Here is a 20,947-nt window from a genome sequence, read left to right on the forward strand (position 1 = left end):
TCGTCCTGAAACACGCAGGGCGACGCTGGCTTGGCCGCTTTGCATCCGCTGCATCGCGTGGGTGCATCCACTGACTAGAGGAGATGTTCATGAACGAACTGATTGAGCTGGGCGTAGTGGCTGGTGAGCAGAATCACGAAGATCAGAGTGAACTGATCGAGCTGGGCTCGGTGGTTTCCGAAACGAAGGCGCACAACCACGGCACGTTGTGGGATGGCGTCTTCCCGACCACCTCGCCCTGATCCATCGCACCCTGCATGACCTGCGGTGCATGCCCCCGCATGCACCGCTCTGATGCCTGCAGCAGCATGAGATCACGCTCGCGATGGACCAGCCTGAAACCACCTACTTTCTTTCGAAGCACGCACATGTCTGTGTGACCGGTGACGCAATGGTCATTCTTGATCAGGCCTCCGGCAGCTATCTCTCCATCGATCGGCGCGGAGCGGCGGCGCTTGGCGGGCTGGTGCAGGACTGGCCCCTGGCCTCCGATGGAGCGCCGAGGCCGAGGATGCTGCAGTCGCTGCTTGATCGGCGCCTGATCACCCAGGATCCGCTGCGTGGCAAATCCGCAGCAAGCGCCGAAATCGCGTTGCCCCGGCACTGGGTGCGCGAGGGCGAGTCCCGAGGATGTCCGCCGATCACGGCCCGCGATGTGCGCCGGTTCCTGGCCTCGGTCACGCGCGCGGCCTGCAGCAGGACGTTCCTGCCTTTCAGCTACACGGTGTCGGCAGCCCGCAGGCGCGGTCAGGAAGCTACGCCGGGCGAGGTGGATCTGCAGCAGCTGGCCCTCCTGGTCCGGGTGTTCGATTGGTTGCGACCGATCGCCTTCAGGAAGACCGATGAGTGCTTCCTCTACTGCCTGGCCATGCGTGAGTTCCTGTCGCGGTACGGCATCGTTCCCGCGTGGGTGTTCGCGGTGCGCACCCAGCCGTTCGCAGCGCATTGCTGGTTGCAGCACGGCGACCAGGTCCTGACCGACATCCCCTTCAATCTGCGCCGGATGACGCCCATCCTGGTGCTGTAACCGGCTTGAGGCATGTACCGATACATCGCTCTGTTCTGGAACGAACATTCCGAATCCGCTCGTGCGCAGGCTTTGCAGGCCATGGAACGGATCGAAGCGGGCCGCCCCGGAATCGCCTGCGTGATGAAGGGCTGCGGCGGCGCCATCTATGCCCAGACCGACAACCCGGGCTACTTCGAGTACAGCCGGTCCGGCCCGCTGGTGATACTCGGCAAGCTGTTCCACAAGGTGTTCGCCGCCGATACCGTTCCCGCACAGGCATTTCCCGATGCTGCATCCGCAGACAGCGCCTGCAGTACGCAGGGCAGGAGCCTGGTGGAGCAGTACTGGGGGCGCTACGTTGCCGTGGGCTACCAGCCGGATACCGCCCGCTGGTTCGTGCTGCGCGATCCGACGGCGGAGATTCCGTGCTACATGACCACGGTCGATCAGTTGACGGTGGTCTTTTCGAGCATGGAAGACTGCCTGCTGCTGGGAGTGGGTGACTTCAACGTCGACTGGTCGTTCCTGTCCTACTCGCTGCTGTTCCCGTTCCGTGACGGCCTGCAGACAGGCTTCGAGGAGGTCACCGCGCTCGAGGCGGGCGAGGCAGTGACGATCCGTGATGGCCGGCCGATCGGCCGGCACTACCAGTGGGATGTGGTGCGGCAGGCCAGTGAAGCGCCCATCGAAGATCTGGAGGAAGCCGTGCAGCTGGCACGTGCAACGCTGCTGGGCTGCATTGGTGCGCTGGCGAGCCAGCATCGATGCATCCAGCTTCAGTTGTCCGGCGGGCTGGACTCCTCCATCGTCCTCGCCGGCCTGCTGCATGCACCCTCCGCACCGGAGGTGAAATGCGTCCATCACTACGATGCCGGCATTGGTGCCGATGAGCGCATGTTCGCGCGCATGGCCGTTGCCGGTGCCAGTGAATCCTCCGGAAGAAGCTGCGAGTTCGTCGAGTACCAACGGCAGCCGCACTGCTCGCTGGAAGAGATCATGGACTTCCCGCGAACCGCGCGTCCTGCGCATTGCTCGGGTTACCTGCTGCATCGGCGCGACGTGGATGTTGACGCGGACACGGTGCAGTTCACCGGTGTCGGCGGCGATGCGGTCTTCCTCCGCTTCAAGGGCAATGCCGCTGCCATCGATTATGCGTGGCGGCGTGGGATCGACCGCGACTTCTTCCGTGTCGCGTTCGAAACTGCGCAGTCGGGCGATTCGCTGTACGGGGTATTCAAGGATGCCTTCGTCCATGGCGTGTTCAAGAAGCCAGGCAGCATCAACGGCCGCTGGGGCAACCCGTGCGAATGGGTGAAGGTGGATGCGTCCGAACAGGATGGCCTGCCGCCGGCCTGGCTGCGGCATGCACGCGCACAGGGGTACAGGCTCTCTCCGCACAAGCTGGCGCACATTGGCCGGATGATCTTCCCGACCAGCGTGCTCGATCCCTTCGAGGGTGCAGGACGCTGGCACGGCGTATCACCCATCAGCGCACAGCCTGTGGTGGAACTGTTCGCCCGCCTGCCGCTGCACCTGCTGATGGCCGGCGCGGAAGACAGGACGATCGCGCGTCGTGCACTGCAGGGCCTGCTGCCGCAGGCGCTGCTCTCGCGCAAGGTGAAGTCCTACCTGGACGATCACTCGGTGGCGGTCACCCAGCGGCATCAGCAGTTCATCAGGGGCCTGCTGGTGGATGGCCTGCTGGCCCGGCGGGGCTACATCGACAGCGCATCGGCCGACGCGGGCATCCGCAGGGTCAGCCCCGATCACTCATCCCAGGTGCTGGGTATCTTCGGCCCGCAGGTCAACATCGAAGCGTGGCTCAGGCGTTGGATGGGCCGGCCAGGCGTGCCTGCGGCCGGCGCGGCCTAGGCGCTCCGGCTCATTTCCTCAAGGTAGAGGTTCTCAAGATCATTGGCGGTGATCGTGCTGGCATCCAGCGTCCTGCGCAGCCTGCCGGCCTGCATCAGTCCGATGGTGGTCGCCACTTCGCGCGCACGGAACAGATCGTGGGTGGCCATCAGGATCGCCGTGCCGCGATCGCGCTGGCGCACGATCAGCTCGTGGAACTCGGCCGAGGCGGTCGGGTCCAGGCCGGACGTCGGCTCATCAAGGAGCAGCGCCCTGGCTTCCTTGATGATGGCCAGCGCGATGCCCACCTTCTGGCGCATGCCCTTGGAGTAATGCCCGACGCGTCGCCCGAATGCCTCGGGTGCCAGGCCAGCGGACCTGAGCGCGTCCTTCAGCCGTGCGGACGAGCGCTGCTCCACCGCAGCCAGGCGCGCGAAGTAATCCAGGTTTTCATAGCCGGTCAGTTCGTCATACAGCGCCACGTTCTCCGGGATGTACAACAGGCGCCGGCGTACCTCGTGTGGCTGCTGCCAGGCACTGAGCCCATCAACCTCGGCGGATCCGGAGGTGGGTTCGAGGAAGCCCAGGAACAGCTTGATCGTGGTCGATTTGCCGGCCCCGTTGGCACCCAGCAGGCAGAAGATCTCGCCGGGGCGCACCGTGAAGCTCACATCATCCAGCGCCCGATGCGTGCCGTGTTCCTTGACCAGATGCGTTGCAGTCAGCATGTGTGATGTACCTCAGGGGGTGGCCAGCCGACGCCGCATCGACCAGGCCGCGATCAGCAGAAGCAGAGTGGCGACGGCCAATGCGGCCAGGTCGATCAGTACACCGCGTTGCAGGGCGCCCGCCGTGTCCTGGAATTCGAAACGGGGCAGAGCGTCGTACTCGGCCAGCGTCTGTGGCACGTCACGGTCCAGATAGTCCTTGTGCAGCTGCCGACGTGCGTGCCAGTACGCGAGGACCTGCTGCTGGAACGCCAGCGCCCGGTCGGCGTCGGATCCGGCGAGGCGGTCCAGTGCATCCTGCACCGCGACCGAAGGCAGCAGCAGGCGCGCCCGGTCGAGTGCCTGGCGCCGCGCGTCCTCAGCCTCCGTGTGCGCGGCGATCAAGGGCGCGATGGCCTGATCGGCCTGGACAAGATCGGCATAGGCCACGCGCACGGCGTCCGCAATGCGCGGTGCTGGCGAACGCGTGGCGGGGGAGGCTGCCGCGTGGCGCAGCTGCTGCTGGCGGGCAGTGTCGGCCAGTTGCGCCTTCAACGCGGTGGCCAGCTGCATCTGCGAGGGCGGTGGAACCCTCAGGTTCACCGCTGCCAGGACCAGTGACGGGGCCATGACAACGATCAGCAGCCACAGTGCGCCGGAAGCGATCGCGGCCTCGGTGCTGCGCCGGGCGAAGCAGCCGATAAGCACCGCCAGCGCCAGCCAGACGCTGCCGTAGGCGAGCACGATCAGGGCAAGCGCGGCCAGGCCGGAAGGACTCGTGGCCCCCGAACCAGCGGCAACGGCAAGGATGATCGCCAGCGCAGGCAGCAGCACGATGGCAGCGCGGGCCAGGGCCTTGACCGCGATCAGCCGTCCCGCCGCGATGGGCTGTGACAACATCAACGCGGTGATGCCGCGCTCGCGTTCGCGCGACCAGAGGTCGAAGGTGGTCGCCAGGATGACCAAGGGCAGCAGAAAGACAATGACGAAGGCCAGGTCGAATCGGCCAGCGGCCTGCACGGCAGGATTGCCGATGTCGGACCACACATGCCTGAGCAGCTGGCTACGGTCGCCCAGCGCAACCACGTCGGCGGTGTAGGGGTAGGCGTCCGCCTGTCCAATCGACAATGCCGCCATCGGGCCGGGAGGGAGCACCGGCTGGACGCGGGGCAGTACCGACGGTGCCTTGCCAACGAATCCCCGGCTTCGGTCCCTGGCATCCTGTTCTTCCGCGTTGATCAGGCTGATGGCTGCCTCGCGCTGCCCGACCCACGCACTGCCATTCCATGCTGCAAAGGCCGCCAGCACCGCCAGAAGGCCAAGCAGCACCGGCAACGCCCGGTCACGCAGCAGGCGACGGATCTCATGCCCTGCGATCGACAGGCTGCTCATGGGGCACTCCCGAGATGCCGCGCGGACGTAAACACCAGCCCCAGGGCCAGCAGCACCCAGGCCAGCAGGATGGCGAAGTTCACCGACTGTGCCGCGGCGATGTGGCCCAGCGGGGGTTGTTGCGGGCTGTACGCCACGGAGCGGGTAAGGGTCGCGATATCGGCCAGATGCTTGCTGCCGTTCGCGGCCTTGTGCTGTTTCACTTCCAGGTTGAGTGCCTGGATCAGCCGGTAGCGATAGTCCTCGACCCCGCGCAGGAACGCCAGATGTGCAGGGAAGTCGGTGCGCGCCAGTGCCCGTGACACGGCCTGCAGCGCGAGGGTGGGGGACAGCGCCGCGAAGGCGCGTTGCGTGATCGCCTGCCGCTGGTAGGTGGCGTAGATGCGCTCGAAGTGGCGGTTGTAGGTCTCGGTGGAATTCGCTTCGGCGAACTCCAGCGCCACACCGCGGAAGTTGACCGGAAGATCGTCCACGTCCTTCACCTGGTAGCGTGCCAGCATCTCTGCTTTCAGTGCGTCCAGCCGCTTGTCCGCCGGGTCGTGACCATCAGCGCCGTGCTCCGCGTCCTCGGTGACCGCCGCCCGGAACGCGGGTGCAGTAGGCGTGGGATACAGCGACTCGGCCAGTGCGGGGGCCACCCGCGGCGCGAGCAGGGTGGCCACCACCCAGAAGCCGAGCAGCACCACCAGCGACGTGCGTGCTGCGCTGAAGCGCGCCGAGACACCGATGGTGATGGCGCAGAACACCAGGAGATAGAGCGCATACGCCGCGAACATCGCAACGAGCGCCGTGATGTCGGCCGTGCCGAGGGTGCGGCCGACCATGCCCGGAAGGCTGACCGCCAGCAGGGCGAGCACCAGCAGCAGCGATGCCGTTGCCAGCGCGATCAGCCGGCCGCCGATCAGGACGTGGGCCGATGCACCACTGCCGAGCTCCTGGCGGAGGGTTTCGCGGGCGACATCGCCGGAGAGGCTGGCGAATCCGGCAAGGATGATCAGCAGAGGCGCCACGACCTGCAGCGCCCATGCGGCGGAGAAGCCATCGAACCGGCTGAGCGCGGTGCCGGCGTCGACGGGTCGGTGCCGGGCCGGGTTCTGCGCATGGCCTTCGATGAACACCGAGGTGCCGACGAAATCCGTGATGCCCGGGTCGAGCGCCGCCAGCGGCCGCACCGGCGCGGGAATGGCGCGGCCGACGTGCGCGGCAGCATGCGGGTCGATCGTGCCCTGGCTGTCCCATAGCCCGGCCTCCTGCTCCGCTACGATCTGGCGCTCCTGGGCCTGCTGCGCCAGCCGTGCTGCGCCCGTGGTAACCGACGCTCCCGCAAGCAGCAGCAGGGTCAGCGCGAGCCATAACAGGCGCCGCTCGCGCCACATCAGCTTCAGCTGGGTCGCGGCAACGGCCAGCGTCTGGCGCACGGCGGATGCGGGTCTGGAGAAGGTGGGGGAGGCATCGCTCATGGCGGGCGCCCTACCAGCGATGGGTCAATGTCATGGACAGGAATCGGCCGAGCGCCGTTGCATTGGTCGGGTCGAAACCGGTGTTGATGCTGTTGACGATGAAGGGCGGATTCCGGTCGAACAGGTTCTGCACGTTGAAGGCCAGCGAAGTGCCCTGTCCGGCACCGGCAGCACCGCTGAAGTCATACCTGAGATTGAGGTCGACCGTCGTCCACGAGCTGACATGGGGGTCGGCGCGGTTGGCGGGATCGCGATAGCTGTCCACGTAGTTCACGAACAGCCCGCCGGCAACCTGCCGGTGGCTCATGGCGAGGCCGCCGCGCACCTTCAGGTCGACCGGGAAGTACACCGCATTCACCGCGTCCACCTCGGGCGAGGTGGCGGTCACGCGGCGCTTGGAATCGATGATGTACTGGCCGGCAAGGTTCAACGCGATGCGGGTCTGGCCAGCGTCGAAATCGTAGGAGGCATTGAAGTCGACGCCGCGCTGCGACGTGAACGCGTTGTTGCGGAAGCGGTTGTCGAGGATGACTTCGCTGCTGGTTTCATCGGTTCCTGGTGCCAGGGCATAAGGGCCCACCCGCGATACGAACAGGCCCAGGCCGGAGGCACCCAGCTGGCGCGCCTGCTGGATCTGCTGCGGCGTCGGGTTGACGGTCAGCAGGTCCGCATAGGGCGCGGTGGACTGCAGGAACAGCGACGGGAAACTGCCGCCGAAACCGCTGCCGATCCGGTCGGCATACTCGATGTGATAGTAGTTCGCGTCGATCTTGAGGCCCGGCAGCGACGGGGGCGCGAACGAGAAGCCGCCGGTCCAGGTCTTGGCACGTTCGGGCCCCAGATCCGGGTTGCCGTTGGAGAGCATCATCAGCACCGTGCTTCCGTTGGCCGCGCTCGGGTTGGGTACTTTGGCCACCACCACGGTGTTGTTCAGCTGCATGTCCTGGTAGACCGGCGCCCGGTAGGAGCGGCCGTAGCTGGTGCGGAATGAAAGTCCTTCCGTTGCTTCCCACAGCAGGCCGAGCTTGGGATTGAGGGTGGAACCGAAATCGCTGTAGTCGTCGTAGCGTGCGGCCGCAGTCAGCGACAGCCGACGAACGCCAGGCATGTCTGCCAGCAGCGGAATGTTGAGCTCAGCGAAAGCGGAACGGATCGCGCGCTGCAGATCCAGCGGCTTCTCAAGCCCGCGGTGGTCGAGCAGTTCATAGCCATCGCGGCGGTAGCCCGCACCGAATGCCGCGCGTACGCCGCCGGCCGGAAGATTGAACAGCTCGCCGTCGGCGATCACTTCCAGATAGCGCGATTCGGAGTTCGTATCCGTCGGCGGCGCGGTGCTGACCGAGCTGCCGGTGATGGTCGTTCTCTCGTAGGAGACGTCGCTCCTGCCGAATCCGGAATTCAGGCGGGCCTGCCACTGGCGCGGAAGCTCGAGAGTAAGCCCGGCGAACACATCGAACTGCCGCGTGTGCGGGAACAGGCGGGTCTCGTCGGCGGTGCCGGAAATGGTGGTGTCCATCTCGCGCTTGGCAAAGGAGCCGGTCAGGTTGAGCGTCAGCACATCACTGAGCTCCTGCACGCCGTCCAGATACAGGCTGTGCCGCTTCGAACCGGGATAGATGTCGTAGGGCCTGACCGTAACGTTCCGGGAAAAGTCCTTGTCGACGGCGGCGAGGTTGCCCTGCTTCAGGAACTCGTAGCTGGCCATCAGGTGGCCACCCTCCCACGACCAGCCGGCCGACTGCGATGCCTGGTATTCGTCCATGTTGCCGCGGGTGACGCTGCCGTAGCGCAGTGAGGTTTCATAGCCGGTGAAATCGCGGCGCAGGACGATGTTGACCACACCGCCGACGGCGTCGGTGCCGTAGATGGCCGAGGCGCCATCGGTGAGGATCTCCACGCGCTCGATGGCACTCAGCGGAATCAGCGAGATGTCGACGTACTGATAGCGGTTAGAGGGGGTCACGCGGTGGCCATTGATCAGCGTCAGCGTGGTGCCCGTGCCGAGGCCACGCAGGTTGATGGCGGTGCCCTGGCCGAAGTTGTTGCCGGTATCGCGGTCGACGCCGAGGTTGCCGACGTTGGCGCCGTTGGCACCACCGCCGAAGTTCTGCGGCAGCTTCTCGAAGAGCTGCTGCAACGAGGCCACCCCGGTTCGATCAATGGCCTCCCGGTCGATCACGATGACCGGGGAGGCGCCGCCGCCAATGGCATCGCGGATGTTGCTGCCAATGACCATCACCTTGTCCAGCGTGGCGGTATCGGATCGCCGGTCGCCCTGGACAGGACTGCCGGGAACGCTGGCATCCTGCGCCATTGCCGGCGCGTTGAGCTGCAGAGCGGCGGCCAGGCTGGCGACCACCAATGCCGCCGGCCTGGCGGTGGATGCGTTGTTCATGCCCCGGTCCATCGATCTCATCGGATGTTGGTCTGCGGCACGAGCCATCGCGCCTTCAATGGCGATGTTATATCATATCATTCAAGATGCGCGACGATCTCTTGCTGTGCCGAAGGGCGACGGCAGGGGCACCGCCACACAGGAGCCACTGCACAGATGCCGGACCGACGCTGATGAGAATGTTCGCGCTGCCGCCGCCGGTCACCGAGATCCTCACCGCGTACTGGAAGGCGGACCGCAGGCTGCTGCTGTTGATTGCCGCCATCGTCGTGCTTTCCAGCCTGGCCACGGTGGCAGCGCCGTACCTGTTCTCGCGCCTGATCGACCGCATCAGCACGGAAGGCATCCGTGAACTGGCGGGAGGGTTCCTGCTCTACGCGGTGATGCTCGGCGCCGCCAGCATCCTGCAGAACACCGTGCAGTACCTGTCGTTCCTCAGTGGCGAGAACCTGGGTTTCATCACCAGCACCCGCTACTTCGCGCGGCTGCTGAAGAAGACATACGGCTTCTTCCTGGATTACAACGCAGCCGAACTGCAGGTGGCCGGGGAGAAGGGCCGCAACGCCCTGAAGATCGTGGTGCAGCTTGGCCTGGTGGTGTTCATTCCCAGCGCACTGCAGATCCTGCTGACCCTGCTGACACTGGGTGCGCTGATCAACCTGCAGATGGTGGCGATCGTGCTGGGCTACGGTTCTGTGGCCGTCACGCTCTCGGCCATCGCTACGCGGCGAGCACGGATCCATCGTGAGGCGGCGGTCGAAGCGGGCCAGCAGAATGCGCGCTTCGTCGGCAATGCGATGAATGCGATGGAGACGCTGCGCCAGTTCGGCGGCAGCGCGTGGATGATCCAGCGCTTCGAGCAGAAGGCCCTGGAGGTCCGCGACAGTTGGCGGGCGTACGTGCTGCAGCGGATCGGTTTCATCGCGCTGCTGGGCATCGGCCTGGCGATCGAGTTCATCGTCACCTTCGTACTGCTGCTCCCGCGCTATCAGAGCGGTGACCTGAGCGTCGGCGATATCGTGCTGTTCAACCTGCTGTTGCTGCAGCTCAACATGCCCTTTGAAATGATGGCGCGCTCGATCGATGACGTTGCCCGTTCGTGGACGCTGCTGACGCCGCTATCGGCCCTGTGGGCGGCACCCGAAGAGCGGCAGGCAGCAAACGCCGGCCGATTCCACGGAGAATGCGGCCGGATCGAGTTCCAGCATGTCAGCCATCGCTACGGCAATGGCCGTGGCGTCCGGGATGCGTCCTTCCACGCCGGGCGCGGCGGCATCAACTTCCTGATGGGGGAGACCGGGGCAGGGAAGTCGACGCTGTTCAAGCTGGCACTGAAGTCGATCGAGCCCCAGCACGGTCGCATCCTGGTGGATGGCATCGACCTGGCCGACATCGACCGTGCCGCGTGGCACGCCGCCGTCGCCGTCGTTCCCCAGGATGTCATCCTGCTCAACGAGAGCCTGGCCGACAACATCCTGCTGGGGCGCCCGCGCGACGACGCCCGGTTGCGCCGCGCGACCCGCCAGGCGTCGATCCTGGCCTTGATCGACGCGCTGCCCGAAGGCTTTGAAACCACCGTGGGCGAGCGTGGCCTGAAACTTTCCGGCGGGGAACGGCAGCGCATCGCCATTGCGCGTGCACTCTACGGAGAGCCCGCCATCCTGTTCCTGGATGAAGCCAGCTCGGCGCTGGACGAGGCGACCGAGCGCGAGATCATGGGCCATATCCGCGCGCTTGCCGGTGATGTCACGATCGTGGCCATCACCCATCGCCGCAGCGTGGTGACCGCAGCCGACCAGGTGATCGTGCTGGCCACGGGCTGACGCGACATGACGGACACCTGCACCTGCAGCTGGGGCGCGATGCTTCTGGGGTACGCTGTGCGCGACCGTTCCCGGTGCCACCTGTGCAGTCGACGCCTGGCCCGTGACCCCGCACCGACTTATCCCAGGAATCCCGCATGCCCGACAACCCTCCACCACTGAACATCCTGGCGTTTGCCGGCAGCCTGCGTGGCAACAGTTACAACCGTCGCCTGATCAGGGCCGCGGCAGGCGCCGCGCCTGCGGGCCTGCTGCTGACCGTGCATGACACCATTGCCGATATTCCGCTGTTCGACGAAGACCTGGAAGCCGCCGATCCGGCCGGTCCTGCCGGGGTCAAGCGCCTGCGCGCGGCCATTGCAGCCGCTGACGGCGTGCTGATCGCCACGCCGGAGTACAGCCAGTCCCTGCCCGGCGTACTCAAGAACACGCTCGATTGGCTGTCCCGCGAGGATGCCGAATACCGCACGGTCCTTTCGGCCAAGCCGGTGGCGATCATCGGCGCCACGCCGGGTCACTGGGGCACCAAACTGGCACAGTCGCAGCTGCGCCATACACTGACCGCCATGGGGGCATTGACCATGGCCTCGCCACAGCTCTATGTGGCCGAAGCAGCGGCCGCCTACAACAATGACGCGGACGATTTCGACGCGGCGACGCGCAAGCGCCTGCAGCGCTTCCTGGAGGGATTCCAGGCTTGGGTCCAGTTGCTGCAGGGCAGGGCATCGCGCGGTTGAGTCGTGCCGGCAGAGGGCGTCAGCGCCCGCCGGTGCCAGCGCCCGGATCATGCAGCCCGCGCAGTTTTTTCTTGTTGATCTTGCCCACGCTGGTCCGCTCGATCGCATCCACGAAGCTGACACGCTCCGGAATCGCATAGCGTGAGATGTCTCCGGAACGGCTGCGCGCTGCGACCAGTTCGATGATCTCCGCCTCTGACACATCACGGCCGGGCTGCCTGACCACCAGTGGCAGCGGCCGTTCGCCCCATTTCGCATCGGCGATACCGATCACCGCGACCTCGCTGACCGCCGGGTGCAGTGCGATGATGTCTTCCAGCGCGAGCGAGGAGATCCATTCGCCACCGGTCTTGATCACGTCCTTGATGCGATCGGTGACGCGCAGGTAGCCACCTACATCGATGTTGCCGATGTCGCCGGTGTGCAGGTAGCCGCCCGCCCACAGCGCTGCCGAAGCGTCCGGATCGTGCAGGTAACCCTGGGTCAGCCAGGGGGCTCGTGCCACCACTTCGCCGGTGGCGACGCCATCGTGGTCGACATCGCCCATGTCCGGGTCGACAATCCGCAGGTCCACCAGCGGCACCGGAATGCCGGCCTTGGTGCGCAATGAAAGCACCTCGTTGGCATCGGTCACGCTGTCCACGTCGATCTGGGCGATGGTGAGCAGAGGGCAGGTCTCGGACATGCCATAGCCGCCGAAGATATCGATGCCCCGTGCCAGTGCACGCTGCGCCAGGGCACGGGGCAGGGCGGCACCGCCGATGATCACCTTCCAGCGCTCCAGGTCGGTCTGCGCCGCGTCCGGATGCTCCAGCAGCATGTGCAGGATGGTTGGCACACAGTGCGAGAAGGTCACCTTTTCGCGCGCGATCAACGCCAGCAGCTTCGCAGGCAGGTAGCGCCCCGGATAGACCTGCCTGATGCCCATCGCGGTAGCCACGTAGGGCAGGCCCCACGCGTGCACATGGAACATCGGGGTCATGGGCATGTAGACGTCGTCACGGTGCAGGCGGCCCTGGCGGGGGGCGCCGCCGAGCGCGGCCATCGCCGCCAGCGAATGCAGCACCAGCTGCCGGTGGCTGAAATAGACCCCTTTGGGCAACCCGGTGGTTCCGGTGGTGTAGAACACCGTGGCACGGGCATTCTCGTCGAAGTCCGGGAAGCGGACGACCGGCGTGGCATCACGCAGGCCCGTTTCGTACTCGGTGGCGAAGCCTGGCGGCAGCGGGCCATCGGCATCGTCCAGCAGAATGCGGGTGCGCAGGTCCGGCAGCTGCTCGTCGATGGCGTCCAGCAGCGGCAGGAACTCGCGGTTGGCCAGGATCGCCCGCGCGCCGCTGTGGTTCAGCGTGTACGCGATCTGCTCGGGGGCCAGGCGCACGTTCACCATCATCAGCACCGCACCGATCATCGGCACCGCGAAGTAGGCCTCCAGGTAGCGGTTGCTGTCCCAGTCCATCACCGCCACCGTGTCGCCGTGGCCGACTCCCAGCGAGGTCAGCAGGCCTGCCAGCTGGCCGATGCGCGCGTGCAGGGTGCGGTAATCGAACCGTACCTGGTCGCCGTAGACGATTTCCTGTCCAGGGCTCACCGCCAGCGGCATCAGCAGCAGCTGCTTGATCAGCAGTGGATAGGCATGGGCATCGGGAGTGGGGGCGGATGACATGGCATTTCCTCGTGGACGGCGTTGCGGTCGCCGGCCTTCTCCGCCCCACACTAGCAAGCCCTTCCTGCTGTACCAGCGTACCTAGGTACCTGTTCCCGCGCGCAGCCGATTTGATAATCTCGCCAGGACATGCCAACCCTGCTCATCGCCGATGATCACCCCTTGTTCCGTGCGGCACTGCATCGCGCGGCGGAAGAGGCGGTCGCCGATCTGCAGATCAGCGAGGCTGATTCGCTGGACGGCGTGCTGGAGGTGATCGAGAACCAGTCGATCGACTTGATGCTGCTTGACCTGCACATGCCCGGCAACCACGGGCTGGCCGGATTGGCCACGATCCGTGCCCTGCAGCCGGGCCTGGCGATCATCATCGTCTCCGCCAACGAGGAGCCGCAGGTCATCCGGCGTGCCATCGACCTCGGCGCCGCAGGCTACCTGCCCAAGAGCTCGGGCTTGAACGAACTGCAGTCCGCGCTGCAGTCCGTGCTGGAGGGTGAGCGCTGGATTCCAGCGTTGCTGCGCGAGCCGGTGGCGCGGGTGGCACCGTTTAGCAGGGATGCCGACCTGGCCGCACGACTGGCCAGCCTGTCGGCACATCAGTACAAGGTGCTGGGGCTGGTGGCCGAGGGCCTGCTCAACAAGCAGATCGCCGACCGGCTGGGCGTACAGCTGCGCACGGTCAAGGCACACATGACACGCATCATGGAGCGGCTGGGCGTGCGCAACCGCGCGCAGGCCATCCGCGTGCTGCACGAAATGGGATTGGCCGATCCGTCCCGGCAGATCGAAGAGCTTCCCGAGCCCTGATGGGTCAGGGCGTGGCAGTGGTCGCCAGCAGGTGGTTGATCGCCCAGCGCAGCGCCAACGGCTTGAACGGCTTGTTGAGCAGGGACAGCCCAACGCCGCGCACCGCCTCGCGCGTATCGCTGCCGGTATCGGCGCTGAGGATCACCGTCGGCCGCGGCCCATGCATGCCCACCAGCCGCTTCCACAGCGCAACACCGGTATCGCCATCATCCAGGTGATAGTCGAACAGCCACAGCGCCGCCTCGTGCGCTGAGGGTCCGATGTCATCGGCGTTGCCTGCCGCGATCACATCGCAACCCCAGGAATGCAGCAGCTGCCGCATCGCCTCCAGTGCGTCCGGGTCGTTGTCCACCACCAGTACACGAATTCCCTTCAGGGCGCTGCTGCCGCCCGTCGGTGGTGGACTGCGCGGGGTCACAGGGGGTGCTGCGCGTTGCACGCTGATCGAGAAGGCCGAGCCATGCCCGGGTACGCTGCGCAGGTGCAAGGGTGCATGCAGCAGGTCGGCGATGCGGTGCGCGATGGTCAAACCCAGGCCCAGTCCTTGCCCGTTGCTGCGATCGACCCGGTGGAACTCCTCGAACACCACCGCCTGCTGCTCCGGAGCAATGCCGGGGCCGGTGTCATGCACGCCGATCATCAGTGCCTGCCCCTGGCGGCGTACACCCAGCAAGACACCGCCATGGCGGGTGTAACGAATGGCGTTGGCCAGGAAGTTCTGCAGCACCCGGCGCAGCAGCAGCGGGTCGCTATGGACCCAGGCCTGGCTCCGCACGTGGCGGAACTGCAGGCCACGCGCCGCCGCAAGCACTGCGAACTCCTGCGCAAGCGGATCCAGCACGGTCGACAGCGCGAAGGGGCGCGGATCGGCCACCAGCCCACCGGCTTCCAGTCGCGAGATATCCAGCAGGCCGGACAGCAGGTCATCAGTGGAATCCAATGCGCCGCGGATCTGCCGCAGGAAACTGTCGAGGAACTCGGACTCGATGTGCTGCGACATCGCCTCGGTCAGCAACTGGGCCGCATGCAGGGGCTGGATGAGATCATGGCCGACCGCCGTCAGGAAGCGCGTTTTTGCCGCGTTCGCGCGCTCGGCCTCCTGTACCGCCTGCTGCAGCCGCGCGGTGCGGTCCTGTACCCGGCGTTCCAGATTCTCATTACTGCGCTTGAGCGCATCTTCCGCGCGGCGGAACGCCGTGACATCGGTGAAGGTGGCTACATAGCCACCGCCCGGCATCGGGTTGCCGCGGATCTCGACGATGGTGTCATCGGGGAAGATCCGTTCGGACAGGTGTGGCGTGCCACGGCGCATATGCGCGACGCGGCGCTGCAATGCCTTGGTCGGCGTGTCGCCAGGGCCGTCGCCGATCTTCAGCTGTCCCAGTGCCCATGCCGTGAGGTTGACCACCGGTTGCCCGACCTGCAGCAGCTCCGGCGGAAACTTGAACAGCGCGGCGTAGCGGCTGTTCCAGGCCACCAGCTGCAGCTGCGCATCGACCACGCTGATGCCCTGGCTCATGTTCTCCAGCGCAGCTTCCAGCAGGCGCTGGTTGAAGCGCAGCACCTGGGTGGCCTCGCCGACGGCGCGGGTCACCGCATCCAGCGGCGCGGCGCCGCCCTCGCGTGCGGCTTCGACCAACAGCCGTGCCATGCCTGCGCCGACCACGGCCGTCAGCTCACGCTCGACGGCGGTGACCCGGTCGTCATCCAGCATCTGCCCGGCGTGGCCCTCCAGCAGCTGGCGCGCACGCTCCTGGCCAAGGAAGCGTCCGGCGGTCCTGCGCAGGGACGCCGCAGCCACCGCATCCCGCCTCCGCGGCAAGGACGGACGCACGGCCCGCGACACCAGGGCCACGGCCAGCAGGTTGACCGCCAGGCTGGCCCCCATGCTGATGGCGATATGCCCCGGCTGCACGCGCAGCGAGACCACCGACAACCAATGCAGCCCGTCAGCGCCGACCGACGGCGTCGCGGCCGGGATCACCATCGGCAGCAGTACCAGCCACAGCCAGGCCAACGAGCCCAGCACAATGCCGGCCATGATGGCCGCGGAGGGCGTACGTGGGCGATACACCGCCAGCAGCACAGCCGGTGCCAGCTGCGAGAGGGCGGTGAAGGACATCAGGCCGAAATCGCTGAGTGCCTCGGTGTCGCTCATCGCGCGGCTGTACAGCCACGACATCAGGAACACGGCGAGGATGCCGGCACGGCGGAACGCCAGCACGCGCGGGCGCAGATCGGCGTTGGCCACGCCACCCTCGATGCCGCCGAGCAGGCGCGAACCGAATCCGTGGTTGCCAAGCATGATCGACAGGGTCAGCCCGGAGAGGATCATCATGCCGGTGGCCGCGCTCAGGCTGCCCAGATAGGCCAGCAGCGCCAGCAGATGATGGCCACCGGCCTGCGGCAGCGCCAGCACGTACAGGTCCGGTGATACCGAGGCCGGCAGCTGCGCGGCACCGGCCAATGCCATCGGCACCGACGGCAGACCGATCAGCAGCAGGTAGACCGGGAACATCCAGCGTGCCGTCTTCAGGTCCGAGGTCTGGCGAAGCTCGACCACGCCGACGTGGAACTGGTGAGGCAGGGTGAACGCGGAGATCGCCCCCAGCGCGACCATGGTGAGATAGTCCGGCACGATGGCCGGTGGCGGCAGTTGCGCCATCTTCTCCAGCAGCGGCGTGCCGGCTTTGTGCACGGACAGCGCCGCATACAGGCCAATGGCCAGCAGTGCGACCAGTTTCAGCACCGATTCCAGGCCCAGCGCGACCACGATGCCGCGGTTGGGCTCGGTAGCCGAGGCCTTGCGTGCACCGAACAGCAGGGTGAACGCGGCCATCGTCAGCGCGAACCAGAACGACATGTCCAGCTGCGCACCGGCAGGCGCGAACCGATCACCCAGCAGGGCACCCAGCCCCTGGCTGACGGCTTTCAGCTGCAGTGCGATGTAGGGAATGATGCCGAACAGCGCCACCAGGGTGATAGTGAAGCCGAGGCCGCGATCGGCACGCAGTCGTGCAACGACCAGATCGGCGATGGTGGCACTGTTGTGCTGCTTGGCCAGCCGCCCGAGGCGGAGCAGGAACGGCAGGCCCAACGCGAAGATCAGCGCCATGCCGGCCAGGGTCGGTGGAATGGGGAAACCCCATTGCAGCCCCTGCGAGGCCGCACCGTAGTAGGTCCACGCGGTGCAGTGCACGGCCAGCGACAGTGCATAGATGAGCGGCCAGGCCTTCGAAAGCCGGTGCCCGCGGCGCTCGCCCCACAGCGCCACGCCAAACAGCAGTGCGGTCCATGCAATGCAGGCGAAGAGGACGATGGAGGGCGTCAACATCGCTCCAGTGTAGGGAGAGAAGCGGGCAGGGTGGTGCTAGGCGGCGATCACGATCAGTGACAGCTGCTCAGCGACCAGTGCCAGCTCGCCATCGGCGACCCGCTCGACGGCCTTGCGCTGGGTCAGCAGCCACTGGCCGGGCTGGCGCGCATCCAGTGACACCAGCTGCGAGCGTACCCGCACCTCGGACCCGCTCGGCACCGGCGCCAGGAAGCGGACCTTGTTCAAGCCGTAGTTGAGCGCATGGGCGATGCCGGGGAAGCCGACGAGGGCGGCCACATCGTCCTCCACCGTCAGCGAGAGCAACAGGAAGCCATGTGCGATGGTATGCCCACCCGGCATCTGCGCCTGCGCCCGCGCTGGATCGACATGGATCCAGTTGTGGTCACCGGTGGCGTCGGCAAAAGCATCGATGCGCGCCTGGTCCACGCGGGTCACGCCACTCAGCCGCTCACTGGCGGCCCACTGCTGCAACGCCTGCAGGGCGGGAGGCAGGTCGCTGTCCGCACTCACGCCACACGCTCCAGCAAGGTCAGGATCGCGTCACGCGCCTCTGGCTCGGACAGCATCGGCGCGTGCCCCACATCGGGCACCTCCACCAGGCGGGCACTTTCCGAGGTGGCCGCCATCTGCCGCGCGACATCGGCCGGCAGAATGTCGGACAGCGCACCGCGTACCACCAGCACCGGCACCCGTGCGGTCAGCCCGCGGACCGCACGCCACAGCAGCGGACGCAACAGCCACAGCAACCATGGCCGGGTAGTACGGATCACTGCCGGGTCGTAGTCCAGTTCCAGCAGGCCATCGCTGCGCGGGCGGAAGGTGCGCACCGCCATCTGCCGCCAGTCGTCGGTGCTGAAGCGCGGGAACGCAGCCTTGCCGATGGATTCCACGTAGGCCGTGGCCTGCACCAGGTCCATCGGAGGGACCGGCTTGCCGGCGTACTTGCCGATCCGTGCCAGCGCCTCGCGTGGCACCTTGGGGCCGGCATCGTTGAGCACCGCCCCGGAAATCCGCCCGGGCGCGCGCGAGGCGAGGGTGATGGTCACCAGCACGCCCAGCGAGGTGCCGATGAACACCGCCTTGTCGACGTTCTGCGAGCGCAGCAACGCAACCATGTCATCCGCATAGGCACGCGGGTTGTAGCTGGACGGGTCATATGCGCGTTCCGAGCCTGCACGACCACGCAGGTCGACCGCGATCACGCGCCAGCCCTCGGCGGTGAGTACATTGGCAAGCGCATCGAAGTCGGCACCATTGCGGGTCAGTCCTGGAATGCAGACCACCGTGCCACGCGCTGCCTGCCCCGCATCGGGTGCATGGTCGCGCGCATGCAGGCGCAATCCATCATTGCTGTTCCAGTACAGGTCGTCGTAAGACTGCGTCATGCAGAAGCTTCCTGAAGATCGTAACGGATGCGCTAGAAATCGTAACGGACGCTGAGGCTATATTCGCGTGGTGGGCCATAGAAGCCAATCAGCGTGCCGACCGCCGGGATGTTGTAGCCGGTGGTGCGGTATTCCTTGTCGGCCAGGTTGGTGCCCTGCAGCGAGAAGGTCCACGCGTCATCCAAGCGCCAGATGACGCCGGCATTGACCAGCCCGTAACCCTGCTGTCGGATCACCGGGCTGAGGTCGGTGGTCGGCCACACTTCGCTCTGGTAACTGTAGCTCACCCGTGCCGACAGGTTGCTGCCGTTGGCCAGGTCGGTGCGGTATTCCACGTTGAACGCACCAGAGAATTCCGGGGCATTGGTGAACTTCATCTGCCTGGCCACGTTGATGCCGCGGTCCATGTACTCGTCGTACTTGGTATCCAGCCATGCCAGGTTGCCGGAAATCAGCCAGTGCTGGCTGGGCAGGTACTGATACTCGACTTCCAGGCCTTTGACGGTACCGGCGCCGGCGTTGGTGAAGTCGCCGAAGAAGGAATCGTCGATGCCATCGCCGTTGGTATCCAGGCCGGTGAACACCGACAGCTGAATGTCCTTGTACTTGTTGTAGAACGCCGACAGGTTCAGGAACAGGCGCTGGTCGAGGAAGGCCATCTTGCTGCCGACTTCGTAGCTGTCCACGGTCTCGTCATCGAACGGCTCCGCCGAGCGCGGTACCGCCACCGCGTTGGCGCGGATGTTGTAGCCACCGGACTTGAAGCCACGCGTCGCCAGGCCATAGACCATGATGTCCGGGGTGATCTGGTAGTCCAGCGAGACCTTGGGCGAGACGTTCTTGAAGTTGGTCTTCTTGTCGAAATCGGCGGTCACCGCCGCCGGCCGACTGAAGCCCGGGTCGGCGTAGAGGCGGTTCAGCACGATCGCGCGCTTGTCCTCGTCGGTGTAGCGGGCGCCGACATCGAGCTTCAGTCTGCTGGTCAGGTCGAAGGTCCAGTCCGCGTACAGCGCGATGCTGTCGGTCAGCACCTTGCCCTGGTTGTCGGCGAACTGCGCACTGAAGTAGTTGTTCTGGATCTGCCCGCCAGCTTCGCCGCTGAACTGGTACAGGCCGACCACGCCGCGCACCCGGCCGCCGGCATCGTAGTTCAACTGCACTTCGTTGCTGACCTGGTCGTCGTGGTAGGTGCCACCCACGTCGGCGAGCTTGACCGGCGCGGTATCGAAGTCGATGTTGGCCTCGCTGTCCGATTCACGCTTGGCGATCACGTACTTCAGTGCGATGTCTTCGTTCGGCCGCCAGTTCACCGTGGCCGAGGCGCCCTTGCTCTCCACGTTGTTGAGGTTGCGCATGCCCGAGCGGATGTCATAGCGGCTGTCCATCGGCGGGTAGGCGCGCAGGAACGGATTGGGCGCCAGCATCTTCGAGCCGCGCATGCCGGACTGATCGTCGATCCAGTCCAGTGCGAACTGCACGTCGAAGTCATCGCCCGCATACGCGCCCAGGTTCAGGCGTGCCGCGTTGATCTGCTTGTCGCTGACCGGCTGGCCGTTGAAGGTGTTCTCGCCAAACCCGTCGTGGTTCATGCTGGCCACCGCTACACGGGCGCGCAGGCCGCTGTCGGCACCGCCGATCGGGCCGCCGATGGCCGCCTTCGCATCCAGCTGGCTGTAGTTGCCCACGGTGATCTGGGCGAAGCCCTCGGCCTGGGTGGGCAGGCCGCGCGAGATGTACTTGATCGCGCCGCCGATGGTGTTCTTGCCATACAGCGTGCCCTGCGGGCCGCGCAGCACCTCGATGCGCGAGACATCGAACACATCCAGCAGCGCACCCTGCGGGCGCGCGATATAGACGTCGTCCAGGTAGATGCCCACGCCCGGATCGGCGCCCCAGGTGGGATCGGACTGGCCGATGCCACGGATGTAGGCGGTGACCGTGCTGCTGGCGCCGCGGGCAGCGTAGATGGTGAGGTTGGGCACCTGCGCATCCAGGTCGCTGATGTCCTGGACATTCATCTTGTCCAGCGCCTCGGAGGTAAACGCAGTGACGGCAACCGGCACCTCCTGCAGGGTTTCCTCGCGCTTGCGTGCGGTGACCTTGATGCTGTCCAGGTTGGTGGGTGATGCAGTCCTGCCCGCCGTCGGCGTGGCCTGGGGCGCTTCCTGTGCCAGTACCGGCCCGGAAGCCAGCAGCGCGCCGATCATGAGACTCAAACAATTCCGTTTCATTCGGTCCTCCCCCAGACAGGTGCTTGCAGATGGCCCATTGCCACCCCTGCAGCGAAGGCTAGCGGTGTCATCGGGCAGCGGCGAGTGGACCTAGGTCCAGTCGGCAGCGGCCGCCGGATGCGGATACTGGGCGCGCCCCCAGCCGGAAGC

15 protein-coding genes are annotated in these 20,947 nt (G+C 66.2%); 6 read left to right on the forward strand and 9 right to left on the reverse strand.

Annotated elements, in window-relative coordinates:
• Nucleotides 1-89: 89 nt before the first annotated feature.
• The 3 genes from G5A07_RS00265 (at nucleotide 90) to G5A07_RS00275 (ending at nucleotide 2,881) form a co-directional block, all read left to right on the forward strand.
• Nucleotides 90-242, forward strand: coding sequence for a hypothetical protein (locus tag G5A07_RS00265; RefSeq protein ID WP_162531805.1), 153 nt, complete (start codon nucleotides 90-92; stop codon nucleotides 240-242).
• An 83-nt stretch (nucleotides 243-325) separates the two neighbouring features.
• Entirely contained in the window at nucleotides 326-1,027 is a 702-nt protein-coding gene (locus G5A07_RS00270; protein WP_049481139.1) for a lasso peptide biosynthesis B2 protein, read from the forward strand.
• An 81-nt stretch (nucleotides 1,028-1,108) separates the two neighbouring features.
• A complete protein-coding gene (locus tag G5A07_RS00275) occupies nucleotides 1,109-2,881 on the forward strand; it encodes an asparagine synthase-related protein (RefSeq protein ID WP_262405762.1) in 1,773 nt (590 codons plus the stop codon).
• Here the strand turns inward: G5A07_RS00275 and G5A07_RS00280 are convergent.
• From G5A07_RS00280 to G5A07_RS00295, 4 genes are read right to left on the reverse strand one after another with little or no spacing between them, the layout of a single operon-like run.
• The gene (locus G5A07_RS00280) at nucleotides 2,878-3,588 is read right to left on the reverse strand and encodes an ABC transporter ATP-binding protein (RefSeq protein ID WP_191862309.1); all 711 of its coding nucleotides are present in this window, start codon (nucleotides 3,586-3,588) and stop codon (nucleotides 2,878-2,880) included. The two genes, G5A07_RS00275 and G5A07_RS00280, sit on opposite strands and share 4 nt — an antisense overlap.
• Nucleotides 3,589-3,600: 12 nt before the next feature.
• The gene (locus G5A07_RS00285) at nucleotides 3,601-4,959 is read right to left on the reverse strand and encodes an ABC transporter permease subunit (RefSeq protein ID WP_191862310.1); all 1,359 of its coding nucleotides are present in this window, start codon (nucleotides 4,957-4,959) and stop codon (nucleotides 3,601-3,603) included.
• Nucleotides 4,956-6,419 (reverse strand): DUF3526 domain-containing protein, encoded by a 1,464-nt coding sequence (locus G5A07_RS00290; RefSeq protein ID WP_191862311.1) that lies wholly within the window; start codon nucleotides 6,417-6,419, stop codon nucleotides 4,956-4,958. The genes G5A07_RS00285 and G5A07_RS00290 overlap by 4 nt, the downstream gene beginning before the upstream one ends.
• Before the next feature lie 10 nt (nucleotides 6,420-6,429).
• Nucleotides 6,430-8,814, reverse strand: coding sequence for a TonB-dependent receptor (locus G5A07_RS00295; protein ID WP_191862312.1), 2,385 nt, complete (start codon nucleotides 8,812-8,814; stop codon nucleotides 6,430-6,432).
• Between the two features lie 173 nt (nucleotides 8,815-8,987).
• On the opposite strand from G5A07_RS00295, the gene G5A07_RS00300 reads away from it, so the two are divergent.
• Nucleotides 8,988-10,637 (forward strand): ABC transporter ATP-binding protein, encoded by a 1,650-nt coding sequence (locus G5A07_RS00300; RefSeq protein WP_262405763.1) that lies wholly within the window; start codon nucleotides 8,988-8,990, stop codon nucleotides 10,635-10,637.
• 137 nt (nucleotides 10,638-10,774) lie between these two features.
• Nucleotides 10,775-11,374, forward strand: a complete 600-nt coding sequence (locus tag G5A07_RS00305; RefSeq protein ID WP_010485632.1) for an NADPH-dependent FMN reductase — start codon at nucleotides 10,775-10,777, stop codon at nucleotides 11,372-11,374.
• 19 nt (nucleotides 11,375-11,393) lie between these two features.
• Here the strand turns inward: G5A07_RS00305 and G5A07_RS00310 are convergent, their stop codons facing one another.
• On the reverse strand, nucleotides 11,394-13,040 hold the full coding sequence (locus tag G5A07_RS00310; protein ID WP_191862313.1) for a fatty acid--CoA ligase: 1,647 nt from the start codon (nucleotides 13,038-13,040) through the stop codon (nucleotides 11,394-11,396).
• A 129-nt stretch (nucleotides 13,041-13,169) separates the two neighbouring features.
• Between G5A07_RS00310 and G5A07_RS00315 the strand changes: the two genes are divergently transcribed.
• Nucleotides 13,170-13,844, forward strand: a complete 675-nt coding sequence (locus G5A07_RS00315) for a response regulator transcription factor (protein ID WP_010485636.1) — start codon at nucleotides 13,170-13,172, stop codon at nucleotides 13,842-13,844.
• Between the two features lie 4 nt (nucleotides 13,845-13,848).
• Here G5A07_RS00315 and G5A07_RS00320 read toward each other — a convergent pair whose 3' ends face one another.
• Genes G5A07_RS00320 through G5A07_RS00335 form a run of 4 tightly spaced genes read right to left on the reverse strand, consistent with a single transcriptional unit; the run spans nucleotide 13,849 to nucleotide 20,773 of the window.
• Nucleotides 13,849-17,178 (reverse strand): PAS-domain containing protein, encoded by a 3,330-nt coding sequence (locus G5A07_RS00320; protein WP_191862314.1) that lies wholly within the window; start codon nucleotides 17,176-17,178, stop codon nucleotides 13,849-13,851.
• A 36-nt stretch (nucleotides 17,179-17,214) separates the two neighbouring features.
• Entirely contained in the window at nucleotides 17,215-17,691 is a 477-nt protein-coding gene (locus tag G5A07_RS00325) for a MaoC family dehydratase (protein WP_049448092.1), read from the reverse strand.
• A complete protein-coding gene (locus G5A07_RS00330) occupies nucleotides 17,688-18,566 on the reverse strand; it encodes an alpha/beta hydrolase (protein ID WP_010485642.1) in 879 nt (292 codons plus the stop codon). The genes G5A07_RS00325 and G5A07_RS00330 overlap by 4 nt, the downstream gene beginning before the upstream one ends.
• Before the next feature lie 32 nt (nucleotides 18,567-18,598).
• Nucleotides 18,599-20,773, reverse strand: a complete 2,175-nt coding sequence (locus G5A07_RS00335; protein WP_191862426.1) for a TonB-dependent receptor — start codon at nucleotides 20,771-20,773, stop codon at nucleotides 18,599-18,601.
• Between the last annotated feature and the right edge of the window lie 174 nt (nucleotides 20,774-20,947).

It is taken from the genome of Stenotrophomonas sp. AS012628 (assembly GCF_010608305.1).
GTDB lineage: Bacteria > Pseudomonadota > Gammaproteobacteria > Xanthomonadales > Xanthomonadaceae > Stenotrophomonas > Stenotrophomonas geniculata.